At 51.2% G+C, this 12,647-nt stretch carries 9 protein-coding genes and 1 CRISPR repeat array (1 of these 10 only partly in view); of the genes, 1 reads left to right on the forward strand and 8 read right to left on the reverse strand.

Annotation, left to right across the window (positions count from 1 at the left end):
* Positions 1-1,051: a CRISPR direct-repeat array (repeat unit 36 nt; unit sequence GTGCTAAACGCTTTTCAGCATCACAGCTACTTTCAG) (it extends 151 nt beyond the left edge of the window).
* Between the two features lie 258 nt (positions 1,052-1,309).
* The 8 genes from cas2 to NST37_RS21290 all read right to left on the reverse strand — a co-directional run bounded on the left by cas2 (position 1,310) and on the right by NST37_RS21290 (position 10,517).
* Positions 1,310-1,654 carry a CRISPR-associated endonuclease Cas2 gene (gene cas2, locus NST37_RS21255; RefSeq protein WP_319800726.1) on the reverse strand — a complete coding sequence of 115 codons (345 nt, stop codon included), beginning with the start codon at positions 1,652-1,654 and terminating at the stop codon, positions 1,310-1,312.
* Positions 1,609-3,255, reverse strand: coding sequence for a type I-MYXAN CRISPR-associated endonuclease Cas1 (gene cas1 / locus NST37_RS21260; RefSeq protein WP_003389987.1), 1,647 nt, complete (start codon positions 3,253-3,255; stop codon positions 1,609-1,611). Before cas1 ends, cas2 begins: the two co-directional genes overlap by 46 nt.
* Positions 3,256-3,339: 84 nt before the next feature.
* The gene (cas5, locus tag NST37_RS21265) at positions 3,340-3,990 is read right to left on the reverse strand and encodes a CRISPR-associated protein Cas5 (protein ID WP_003389989.1); all 651 of its coding nucleotides are present in this window, start codon (positions 3,988-3,990) and stop codon (positions 3,340-3,342) included.
* Complete coding sequence (gene cas7i / locus NST37_RS21270) at positions 3,987-4,874, reverse strand: type I-B CRISPR-associated protein Cas7/Cst2/DevR (protein WP_003389991.1); 888 nt, start codon at positions 4,872-4,874, stop codon at positions 3,987-3,989. Before cas7i ends, cas5 begins: the two co-directional genes overlap by 4 nt.
* Before the next feature lie 3 nt (positions 4,875-4,877).
* Positions 4,878-6,410 carry a type I-MYXAN CRISPR-associated Cas8a1/Cmx1 gene (cas8a1, locus tag NST37_RS21275; protein WP_031931660.1) on the reverse strand — a complete coding sequence of 511 codons (1,533 nt, stop codon included), beginning with the start codon at positions 6,408-6,410 and terminating at the stop codon, positions 4,878-4,880.
* Positions 6,383-8,689 carry a CRISPR-associated helicase Cas3' gene (cas3, locus tag NST37_RS21280; RefSeq protein WP_251247040.1) on the reverse strand — a complete coding sequence of 769 codons (2,307 nt, stop codon included), beginning with the start codon at positions 8,687-8,689 and terminating at the stop codon, positions 6,383-6,385. The genes cas8a1 and cas3 overlap by 28 nt, the downstream gene beginning before the upstream one ends.
* Positions 8,676-9,299, reverse strand: coding sequence for a type I-MYXAN CRISPR-associated protein Cas6/Cmx6 (cas6, locus tag NST37_RS21285; RefSeq protein ID WP_003389994.1), 624 nt, complete (start codon positions 9,297-9,299; stop codon positions 8,676-8,678). Before cas6 ends, cas3 begins: the two co-directional genes overlap by 14 nt.
* Positions 9,300-9,560: 261 nt before the next feature.
* Entirely contained in the window at positions 9,561-10,517 is a 957-nt protein-coding gene (locus NST37_RS21290) for a proline dehydrogenase family protein (protein WP_039071589.1), read from the reverse strand.
* A 221-nt stretch (positions 10,518-10,738) separates the two neighbouring features.
* Here NST37_RS21290 and NST37_RS21295 point away from each other — a divergent pair, with 221 nt between their 5' ends.
* Positions 10,739-12,352: a PLP-dependent aminotransferase family protein gene (locus tag NST37_RS21295; protein WP_003389996.1), complete on the forward strand. Its 1,614-nt coding sequence runs from the start codon at positions 10,739-10,741 to the stop codon at positions 12,350-12,352.
* Positions 12,353-12,647: the final 295 nt, after the last annotated feature.

Raw genomic sequence — 12,647 nt, forward strand, 5'->3', positions numbered from 1 at the left:
TTCAGCATCACAGCTACTTTCAGTTAATGATGGTTTTCGGGCGTGGGGTTGCAATAAACCGTGCTAAATGCTTTTCAGCATCACAGCTACTTTCAGTCGCCCAGCACTCTGTACCAAGGTTATCGTAATGCTCCTCTTGTGCTAAACGCTTTTCAGCATCACAGCTACTTTCAGTGACTTGTTTCGTATTAACCCTGCTTGTAATTTTGTGAGGTGCTAAACGCTTTTCAGCATCACAGCTACTTTCAGGACTGTCCAAAGAGATCAACAGATTACGCTTGCTTGCAACGTGCTAAACGCTTTTCAGCATCACAGCTACTTTCAGTTTGGTTGTGTATGTGTCCATGCACGTTTACATAAGGGTGCTAAACGCTTTTCAGCATCACAGCTACATTCAGGATGTGGTGAATCATTACGCCGAAAGGTATGAATGTGTGCTAAACGCTTTTCAGCATCACAGCTACATTCAGCCGCGCCGCGGCGTTTCTTCCTTTACTTGATACTATAGAAAGTGCTAAACGCTTTTCAGCATCACAGCTACTTTCAGGGGTCGATTGGGTCTGTAGGCTTCCACGGTGATGGCTTAAGTGCTAAACGCTTTTCAGCATCACAGCTACTTTCAGCTGCTACTTTTTCCTGTTTGGAAACTCCGATAAAGGTGCTAAACGCTTTTCAGCATCACAGCTACTTTCAGGATTGCACGAAACCCATGAAACAAATCAAGCCAAAGTGCTAAACGCTTTTCAGCATCACAGCTACTTTCAGTTCCAAGAAAGAAGCCAGAGAGCAATTCTAAGTATGTGCTAAACGCTTTTCAGCATCACAGCTACTTTCAGAACGGAAGTGAGCCGGACGAAGATGGAAATAAATTGTGCTAAACGCTTTTCAGCATCACAGCTACTTTCAGGGCGGAACTTTGGGCCGATTCGGTTCGGGTTGATTATGTGCTAAACGCTTTTCAGCATCACAGCTACTTTCAGTGCATGGACGGGACAAGGTATTTCGTGAAAACGGTGTGCTAAACGCTTTTCAGCATCACAGCTACTTTCAGAGCCTCCGCAAATAACCCTTGATACACATGGGAAAGACGCCCTTCATTTCAAGCACCTCTGGCAAAGCAGTTCACTTTTTACAAAAGGCCCCTTTCTTCCACAGGAATACAATCCCCATACCTATTGATTTACCAGTATTCCTCCCGATTTTCAAGCACCTGCTTAAACAGGATATTGGCCCAAACCCTGTCATGAACGGCCTTCATCAACCTTTTTTCGGGTTCAGTCTTAAAAATGATCCTGGTGCTTGAAACGACTTACAACGTTTTGAACCTCTCCCGATCCGGACTCCATTCGGCGCTCATGTTCCACTGTATGATTTTATTCTGGTCAGGAGCATAAATCGGGGCAATCAACAAGCTGTCTTCCTTTGACAGGATTTTGGCCAACTCCCAACGAAGCTGAGCCATGGCACGTTCAGATAAATAGCATTGAAAAACCGAGTACTGGATTCTCTCTCCGTAACCCTTCATGAGTCGAAAACACTTCTTCCACCGCTTGGGCTCACGAATATCGTAACAGACAAGGTAATATTTCATTTTTCCGCTCATTCTCGTTACCTCAACCTGCTTTGCGCAAACAAACCGGGCCTGCCTGACCATTCTTTTTCCAACAGCCGAACTTCCAGCTCGATGGCGCGATCATACGAAAGCGAATAGCCAATCACCGGGTGTTTCCAGGTGTCCTGCTTTCGTCTTTCGTAAGCGGCGATCGCCTTTTTCTTGCCTGCTTCGCTCAGCCATACCTGATCTCCGGCTTTTGTGAAGTCCTCTTCCACATCCCATTGCTTACGGTGTATAGTTCCCATCGCGGTTATGTCACACAAGGAAACGCGGAAAATTTCCATTAGGTCCAGTGCAAGTGGATACGCCTGTGATCTCGGCTGATGATAAAAACCGATCGTCGGGTCAAGCCCCACTACGGTGATGGCCTCCACACAATCCTTGTACAGCATGCCATAGTAAAAAGAGAGGAGGGCATTCGCCGGGTCTTTCGGAGGGCGGCGATTGCGATGGGAAAAAGCCATTCCAGCTTCCAGCTCATCTGCTGTAAATTCCGCAAAACAAGCGAAATACGCTTTGGCCGCACTGCCTTCCCATCCGAGGAGTTCCTCTGTCGTTTTCACTTTTTGGCTGTGAGATACTGCATGCCGTATGGCTTCAACAGCAGTCACTACCGTATTGGAACGCGGTTTTCCACGGGTACACCGCAAAACATAACGAAGCTGGGACTCCATTTTCGCTAAAACCAATTTTTTTGCCAAAGCCAGCTTTACTGCATCATCCGTTAATGCCTTATATTGTCTAAGCCGTCTTTGGACACCTCCAGCCGCCTTTGTTACGCTCCCGATATAATTCCCTCCGCCAGTTAACCAATGGACAGCGATTCCTTTCTCCGCACATAACATCAGAGCCTGGGTGGATAATTGAACGCTTTGTCCATGGATCGACAACGAGTTTATCTGCTCGCTCGGAAATACCTCTTTCTCCCCGTCCCTTTGCTCCACTACGAGAGACAAACCGGAGCGACGAATATATGCCCCGTGACTTGCCACATGAAGATCCAACTTTTCTCGGTCTTCCGGGAACAGACGGATGACTTCCCGTTTCGGTGAATCCAGTAGGCGTTCTTCTTCCGGGAGGCAGACCGGCGCCAGAGAACATCTGGCACACAGACGTTCATTTGTTGTAATATGAGGCCTCTCCGTTGAGGCTCTCAATGCTTCTGCCCGGCTGATCGCTTGTCTGACTCTGCTGCGCATCTGCTCATCCACAGGGACACTCACTGTCCGATGATCTGAAGCGTAGTAGACCTTGCCTTCCGGAATGCGTTGACCGAAGTGTTCTTCCAGAAGCATCGCATAGGCCGCAACTTGAATTTCATCGGACGGCCAAGCCTCATAAATACCCCTGGAACTTGACTTTTTGGCGTGTCCTTTTTTGTATTCGTACGGGATCCAATTGCCATCTACAGACCTGATGCAATCCACTTTCCCTCGTATGCCTAAAGTGGGACTCTCCAGTGTAAAATTGGTCAATTCTATGTACTCAGGCATTTCCTCATGAAGTCTTCTGCCGTCGTATACTGCCTGATCCGCGAATCGGATTTCCTCTACCTCTTCCAGAAAAAACAGTCGCTCACAATACTCCAGCGCATGCAAGGCCATGATGCGGGTGAGCGGTTGATCCGCTGCTGCCGACATCCTCAACACCCTCCTGATTCAAAATTTTACTCCAATTTCCAGTATGGGCACTGATGGAATTATTCAAACCGCTCACCCTCGTACTTATGCTCCGATCGTAAAAAAGTATTGCTCCGGGACCGTTTCTTCTATCGGGACAAACTCTGCTTGCGCCCAGCTCGTGTTTGACAAATTGACGTGATCGGCCCAGACCGCCACGCTCCAGTCTCCCTCCTCTGACGGGAGCAGTCCCCAAATAGTTGTATCCGTTTTCTGTTGAGCTGCGAGCGGGTGCTGTACGATATGAATCTGGTCGATCAGATTATGAGATTCGCCGCAGGAAAGCCCTCCGAAACGCTGGATGGCTTCCGGATTTTGCAGCGCATTTGACAGCTCCTGCGCCAATGAACGCTGCTCTCCCTGCCCGCTGCTTTGAATCCCGGCATAAAAGACCAGTCCGGTCAAAACTTCTTGAAAATCCGGCTTGCTGTTCTTATCGCTGGCCATTTTGCGATCTTTAAACCGTCTCATTTTGCGCAGGACAACCGAAGAAGCTGGCAGACCCTCGACCAAAATGGCCAGACCCGTTCCCTTAAATGCGTTGGGATCCGTTTCGCCGATAAACGAGAGGAGCATGCCATAGACAGTGGTAGGTGGAGGAAACGGATAGCTCTCCAGAAACTCCCTCGCCTGCGGAACCGTAAAAGAAGCAATCGGAACCGATACCTTGAGCCATAACGTATCTGCTTGACTCATGTCCAATCCATCGCCTTTACGACGTTTGCGGCTTCCAGTACTCCTTTGTGGACCTTCACTCCGAACTGCTGCAATTGCTCTCTTTCGCCTGCAGCCATTTCTCCTCCGATCACCAGTTCATCCGCAGCAATATCGCCTGATTCCACTCTTTTGATCAAGGTTTGGACAGAGTACAAGTCTCCCTCGGGCTCTGCGACAAACAGGATACGCGGCGCAGGGTCATGTGTAATCCGGAAAACGGCAAGCTGCGGACTGAAGTCGAACAAGAACCGGGACTGATTTCCCCCTACGTAATGCAAGGAGGCCAGCGCTTCGACAACCAGCGCGATCCGCTCTTTTCTTTTTAGTTGTTGGGGTGTCAGGGAAATGCTGTACTGGTAGCTGGTTGCGTGCATTTCTGTACCATATAATGAGGTATTCGTCTTTACGCCCCCTTTTGAATTAAAGCTGGTTTCTCCCAGGAAGGGCAGCAGGGAAACAGCGCGCGATACTTCCAGTGCCCCCCGGCGCACTTTAGCAGCCCCTTTTTTCTTCCCTTTGGAATCCTCACTGCTGTCTGATTTCGGAGCCTTGGCATCCATATAGCCCAGCACATCGTCATCAATGTACAACTCGCCTTCATCGGCAAAAGATTCATCTTTCCATTGATAGGTTTGTCCATCATAGACCCGGTTGACGAGGTATGCTTCATCGCCTGTCCGTTCGTATTGCTGCTGCCAGTAGTATCGGAGCGCAAAACGAATCGCCTCTGCTGACACCGTTGTGTACAAATCGTTTTTCCACATAATCTTTTGCAGGGTTGTGATGTTGCCCTCCGTCTCTCCCCGATTGTTTGCCGCGATTCCGATATGAGTGACAAATGTCGCATGCAGATGTTTAGTCATGCTTTATTCCTCCCCTTGGTCCAAATATTTTTCGGTTTCCTTGCCACGATACGAGGCCAATGCCAGCAAGCTTAGGTCCTTTCCTTCCCGCCAATCCGCTTCGCAGGCAAGCAACAGCAATTCGTTTTCGCTCCTCGTGCTATCCGCGGGGACACTCGGTCTCGTTCTTGTAACAAAATCCATCAAATTTTCCCGAAACTTCTCCTGGGTACGGCAGTTGACAAACAGTTGGCGCATTCGCTCGTATTCTCGTTTAAAAAACGTACTTAGGTCACCGCCCGCATGCTTGGCTTCGTTACTCACCTTTCCAAAACGGTTGCGGATCGCAGAATGCATCAAGCCGACAAATTCTCTTCTGCTCTGTTCTTTCCAGATCATTTTTTCCTGTACCAATTCTCCCAGCCTCCTTTGCCAATAGATCATGCTTTTTCGCCGTTCGTCCGTCATATACGCAGAAATTCCCCGGTACCATTCATCGTTTCCAAGCACCAGATTGTCGGCGATTTGGCCCAAAAACGGGCAGTAGACGAAATGTGTGCCCTTTCCCGCTCGATGCAGCTTGTCATGGGCAATTTGATATTTTTGTACGGTTTCCTCAGACAGGCATGTGCTGGAAAACAATGCTGTCCGTGTTTTTTGCTGGGCTGACCAGCTAACGGTACCAAACCGTACTACCGTAAAATCACAAGACAATCGTCTGAGCTTTGGGGTATTTTGCAAATGAAGCAGCATGGCCGCCTGCAGCGCTGCCTCTTTTACTCCCTGGACGCGAATAAGCGGAACCTTCCCGGATGCTCTCTCGCTGCCTGTCCGCTCATAAAATCTGAGGAGCAAGTCAACAAACGAGCGTAACTGGCGAGGCCGTGGCACCGCTACCAATGTCTGTGTCCGCTTGTCCCGCTCTCCATTGGACAATCCGGCGTGCCCTTGGAAAAAGAGACAACCCAGAGGCGCAAACAGCAGAAGAAAAAACTTTTCGGGACTTTCCTTTAAACCGGTTTCTTGCACGGCGTTATGCTTGACGATTCCGCCGGGAAGTGCCCAGCCCGCTATATCCATGCTTTTTTGTTTGGCAACTGCCTCCGCAATTCTCTGACACGTCGCCTGGTCGCGATGGATAAAGTCTCTTAATGGCAAATAGCTGTACTCCAGTTTTTTCTCGTCTAGCGGACTATTCTTTTCTTTTTGTTTCCCCTCTGCCTTCCGCGCACTGGGATGCTGCAAAAAACTGCCCAGATACAACTTCTGCAGTTCCGCTTTCTGAAAAGGGCCCCAACTTTCCAGAACAGGAAAGTCAAACAGGCCATCATCATTCAAGCGGTACACAGCCTGGAGCAGACTATGCAGCGATTCTGCTGTAGGCTGAAAACCGGACATTGAAAGTTTCTGTTCGTCATATTCAAATGAATCCAAAGCCGCGGGAAGTGCATTCCATTTTCCCAGCATGACCAGACTGGCGGTCAATCCGGCAAGCCCTGCCCGATGATATGGTCCCATCCCGGGATCATTCAACCTGAACTCTTTCCACTCTTGCATCCCTTTACCATCCCTCCCCGCTTCTCGTCATAGTCGATCACTTCATCCGGCACAATGTACACATGACGCCATTTCATCCAGTCACCCCGCGGGAGCTTCCCTCGATTTACCGGAAGAACATACTCCATGATTTTGGAGCGGCTGGCTTGCTTTCTTCCGCCTGTCTTTTCAAAATCGCTTTTGACGATCACATCGACCAGCGAAGACTCATCACGCAACGAGCCTGTCAACGTTTCCGGAAGCTCTTCCCACCCGGAAAGCATTTGCCTGACTTCCCGTTTTTTCGTGTTCATCGTCGCCAGCAGGATTGACAAATCTGCCTGCGAAAGAGGTTTCTCCGCATTCTCCCGCAGGATTTTCTCTGTCAAGTAAACATCATCACGTTGCTTCTCATACGGACTTATACTCTCGGGCATCCAGAAATAGGCTCTACCTGGAGAATCCCCAGGCTTTGCAGTGCGATTTAATCTGCCTAAACGCTGTATCACCGCAGAAAACGGAGCGATCTCGCTCATAAGTACATCGCAGGAGACATCAAAACTCATTTCCGCGATCTGCGTCGTAATGGCGCAAATACCTCTCCTCCCGCGAAACGCTTCTACGATCTCCTGCTGCCTGGCCAAACGGTCCCGGTACTTGAAACGCGAATGATAGCAAAACAGCTCGGCCCCGGGGGTTTTGTCTGCCGCTTCTTTCTTTAGGGTTTCATACAGGTCCATCGCCCTGTCTGTCGTATTCATGATGATGAGAACATTTTCGTTTCGGTTCAGCGCTTCCCACAGCTTTTCCTTCGGCAATGATGGTCCTGCATGCAACCGGTAGCGAGGGATGCTTTGATGAAGTTCGGGGCCCTTGCACCAGGCAGCTCTCCTCCCTTCGTTTTCAAGCTCGCGAAAGAGGCTTTGCAATGCCTCCCGCCGTTCTTGTTGCAATGAGGCTGTCATGAGCAATATAGGCAGATCGAACTCTTTTAGAAAGCGGAGGAACGAAGCAAAGAGGTTTTCGTCGTAGCTATGGATTTCATCGAAGACGATTGCCGACTGGAGAATATGTGGAAGCACACAAAGAGAAGAGTAATAGAGCTGCGTCAAACCAATAACAGTATCGACCGTACAGATGGTCACCGGCTGCAATAAATGTTCCAACGCGCGAAATGCCCCTTCTTTTTGGCCATCCTTTTGATTGAGCAGCAATTCAAAATCAATGTCGGCCCGGGAGTGGTGCAGCTTTTTGCCCGCAGATTGCAAATATTGCTGATAGTCTGCATAGCCTTGGGTGGCCGTGGCGGTAGTCGGGTAAGCGAAACAGAGAAACGGGCGGTTTACTTTTTTGGCCCACCGGTAGGCCGCAATCGTTTTTCCGCTCCCGCATCCTGCTTCACAGACCGTGATCTCGTAGGTTGCAGCCGCTTCTACCGTTTCCTGAAACTGCGTAATCTCTGGAGAATACGTATTGACCTTTGCCAGTTTCTTTTGAATCATGTCGCCCAGTTCATTTTGAAGTGGGATTCCTGAAAAGATGTTTCGGATGTCTACACTCTTCCTCTCAACCCAATCCCCTCTAGACAATGATCTGACTGATCCCAAGGCGTCAGCGGCGATAAGTATTCCCCTGATGATCGAGCACAATTTCCGTTCAGAAGCACTCAAACCGACCGCATTCTCCTTCCATTCGCAAATGACCTTTTCTTCGTAATCACCCGCAAATAAACGGCTCCTGGGGAAACTGGAGAGAGGCTGGCTCCAATCCACTGGCTCTCCCAAGGTACGGTCGATTAGCTTCCTGACGTCATCTGCCCTCCTGTGCAGAAGATACAGCTTCAATTCACCCGAACCGTAATACGTCTGCTCGCCATCCGGGAATCTCAAGTGATGTCCAAGGATAGCAGCTTTGACAGCAAGCATTCCCCACATCGTATCCCCGATGTATTGCTCTACAGCCCGAAGCAATGGTTCATAATTTTCCAACATCCAGCAAGACAACAACTCGTGCCGAACTACCTGAGGGCCTGCATCTTTACCTTCTATTAGGTTTACGAAATCTCCTGACAATTTTCCAAGGTCATGAAGCAGAGCCGCGACCCGAACCACTCTTTTGATTGGTTCGAGCTTGTCCTCTTCCAACTGACACACTTGCAGTATTGCCCAGCCGGTCTTTTCTACAATGATCTCGGCTGTCTCCACGACCTGCTCCAGATGCCCTGCTACTGTGGCAGCATATAGGTCGTGTTCTGAGCTTGTAAGACTCTTGGCTAAAAAGGGGGGTTCAATCCCTGGCATCGTCTTTCCCTCCAGCCGGAACAAATAGGCCGCATCCGTATTTTCTCCGGCCAGAAAGAGGCTGCGATTGTACGATCACGGATTGTTCGTCCGTCAATCCTGCAATCCGGATGCCAAAACCGGTAATTTTCTTGCCGTGTATTCGGACAATCCTTCTCCGCAGCGGGGTTATGTCCAGATGAGCTGACTCCTCTCCCAGTAGGTCGAGCAGCTTGCTTCTGAGATTGGAGACGGCTTTTTCTTCATCTATTGCATTTCTCATGACAAATAAGCGGCAAAACAGTGTTCCAGCCGGGCGAATCATCATTAACTGCGGGACGCCAAAGCGTATATGATCGTTGCGGAGCTGAACGGCTTTTCCCGCCAGAGGGAGTACCATGGGGATTTGGGATGCGTCACATTGAACAAAGAAATAACTTTTGCGGCTAAGCCTCAATCGCTTGCCAAGCGCTCTTTCACCAAAAATCGGGGATATCGCGATCTGGTCTTGCTGATGAATTGCCGGTGCAATAGCAGAAATCGCTCCGTACAAGGATTCGGAGTGATCCGTATCAATCTCTTTTCCTGAAATAATCGGCAGCTTGACCCTGATCGCGGCAGGCGTTATCATCCTGATATTTCACCTCCAAAATGTTTTAATTGTTTTGTAAATGGGTTAAATTGCTGTCACACAGAATGTTACCATTTCTGGAAACAATAGGTCAATTGTATTATTACCTTTTTCTTACTCTTTTGTTAAAGTAAATAAGAACAGAAACCTGAGGCGTTTAGAACTTTTATTTGGTATGTAAAATGATCGAGCCAAGCAGTGATGCCTCATGACGCCACCAAAACAAAGCCTCCTAGCCAACCGGCTAAGAGGCCTGCTTCTTTATCCGTACATCTCCACCCCCGCCCTGCCCGGCTCCAGCATATCTGCCAATGCCCGGTACAAATTCGGCGGGTGCTCGGCAAGGCGGTGGCACAAGTACAAATACCACTCGGTGCCATAGGTGACATACAGGCGTATCGGGATTCCTCCTTCGAGCAGTGCGCGAGCCGCCTCTTCCCGTACACCGAACAGCATTTCCAGCTCCACGTAGGCATCGCCCAGATACCCCCGCTCCAAAACCGCTTTTACAATCTGATCGTCGTGGGTAGCGATGGACAGCGGGTGACCTGCACGAACGATTTGCTCTGCCAGCGACAGATAGCGCTCCCGCAGCTCGGCGGAGCGGGGCAGAGCCACTTCCGGTGCTTCCTTAAACGCGCCCTTGACCAGCCTGATCTTTCCCGGCAGAGCGAGCAGACGCGGAAGATCGTCGATAGTGCGGTGCAAATGGGACTGCACCGTGATACCGATGTTGTGCATACGGCTGGCGAGCTGCTCGTACACGCGGTAAATGGCCGAGGTCTTGGCCGATTCCTCCATGCTGGTCATCACATACTGGCCGTGCTCTTTGGCACATCGGGCCAGTTCTTCGGCATTCTCCAATGCCAGCTTTTCATCGACCAGAAGTCCGATGTGGGAGAGGTCGAAGCAAATGTCGGCGGACAAGCCTTGCTGGCTGCTTTCTTTGATCAGCGCGAGAAATTCGTCTGTGGCCCGGCGGCATTCTTCCGCGTCAGCCGTGTTTTCCCCGATGAACTCCAGCGACTGCCGGTAGCCGAGCTCCCGCAGTCGGACCGCCGCCCTGACTGCCTCGCTCCCCTGTTCTCCAGCCACATACCGTTTTGCCGCCGAATAGAGAATCCGGTACAGCCAAGGAGTCCGCATGACGAAGTCTTTCATGTCCGGATCGCGGGCGATTGTCCGCAAAACGTCTGCGGCTTTTTGTTCGTCGGACAAGATTTCCGGCGAGCCCTTCTCGTCAATGTGGACGAGAGCCCCAGGCGAGCAGTTACTTCTCCTTTTCCCGGTTGATTTTGATTCTCTAACTTTTGTTTCTCCATCTTCCGTTCCTCCTTCTCTTCGCTTTTCTCCCACACGATAACATGCTAATCTGGCTAGGATTAGGTCCACTTTTCATCGATATAGACAGTACCACTTTGCGAAGGAGAGGGCTTGCCATGCTCTGGATCAACATTGACCGCACTCAGCCGATGCCATTGTTCCGCCAGTTGTACGCGGACATTCGCGGCAAAATTCTGAAAGGAGAGCTGCGTGCCGGGGAACGGCTTCCCTCGACGCGGAAGCTCGCGGAAGAGCTCTATGTCTCCCGCAATGTCGTCCTGGAGGCATACGACCAACTGCTGGCCGAAGGGTATCTGGAGGGACGGCCGGGCTCCGGCCATTATGTGGCTCCCGGTATTGATCTGTCGCTGCTTACGCCGCTTCTTCCGCCCGGCCTTCCTTTGTCTGGCAGGGTCACGGGGCAGCGCGGACCAGAGACGCCAGAGAGAGTACTAGAAAATGATGACCGGGCATTCCCATCGGCAACGATTCGAATTTCACTGGATGGGAGCGACTCGGCAATTGGCCGAACTTCTCCAGGTGTGAGCGACTCTGCAATTGATCGAACTTCTCCGGGTGTGAACGATTCAGCGGCTGGTTGTACTGCCCTGTATGGGAGCGATAAAGCAATCTGCCACCCTTCCCCAAATACGATCGACTTCCGCTCCGGTGTCCCTTGCCTCGATCGCTTTCCCCGGGCGCTTTGGGGAAAAATCATGCAGCAGGTATGCCGGGAAGCTCCGCTCGACGCCTTTGGCTATGGACGTCCCGAGGGGCAGGCGGAGCTGCGCGCGATCCTCAGCCGCTATTTGTTCCGCACGCGCGGTGTGCAATGCCGTCCCGAGCAGATCGTGATCACGTCCGGGGCGACCCAGGCGTTCGTGCTGATCGCCAAGGTGCTGCTTTCCAAAGGCGCTAGCGCCGTTATCGAGGACCCGATTACCCGCGATATCCAGACGATCTTTGCCCAGACCGGGGCCGCGCTGCTCCCAGTGCCGGTCGACCAGCACGGGATGATGACGAATCTTCTCCCTGCCGATGCGCAGCCGCGCTTTGTGCTGGTCACGCCCTCCCACCAGTTTCCTTTGGGCGGCACACTGCCGATCCAGCGGAGAATCCAGCTGATCAGGTATGCGGGCGAGCGCGATTGCTATATTGTCGAAGACGACTACGACAGCGAGTTCAGGTACGACAGTCCGCCTGTCCATTCGCTTCAGGGGCTGGCCGGAGAACGGGTCATCTACATCGGCTCCTTTAGCAAAATTCTCTCTCCGGGACTGCGCATGGGGTATCTCGTGCTGCCCCCTTCTTTGGTGGAACGGTATCAGGCGGCAAAATGGTTTACAGATCTGCACACGCCTTCACTGGAGCAATTGGCATTGGGGAGGTTTGTGGAGGAAGGCCATCTGGAGAAGTACATCAGCCGGGTAAAAAAGCTGTACAAGCGCCGCCGGAGAGCGCTATGCGACGCGCTCCAGGCTCATTTTCCCGGACAGGTGGACATTTGGGGGGCTTCGACCGGACTGCATATTGTCGCTTCTTTCCCTGGCAAAGCGTTCACTGAGGCGAGTTTGTCGGCTCTTTTGCAAGCAGGCGTCCGGGTTTATCCGGTCGAGGAGCATGCGATCCAAAAAGGGCGACATCTGGACAAGGTGATTATCGGGTACGGGAATTTGCCGGAGGAGGACATTGCGGAAGGGATTCGGAGGATGAAGCGGGTATTGGGTTGAGGTGGGTTTGGGCTAGAATCAGCCTATTCAAGGTATGAATTTTGAACGTAACAAGGAATAGAGGGGCCCTTGGGATACTACCTTACAAATCACAAAAGGCCGCCCTGAATCGAGCAGCCCCTCCCTTTACTTTCTATCCCCACTTCTCTGCCCCGACATGTTCGACCACGACGCGGATGCCGCCGAGGTCATCCTCCCAGCTCTCTTGAAAGACAATCTCCGGCAGCCGGAGAAATATTGCGCTCGTCACCGTACTCCTTTTTGATCATCTCGGCACAGAAAGCAAACCCGCTGC

The organism is Brevibacillus sp. FSL K6-6036 (genome assembly GCF_037964015.1).
Lineage (GTDB): Bacteria > Bacillota > Bacilli > Brevibacillales > Brevibacillaceae > Brevibacillus > Brevibacillus borstelensis.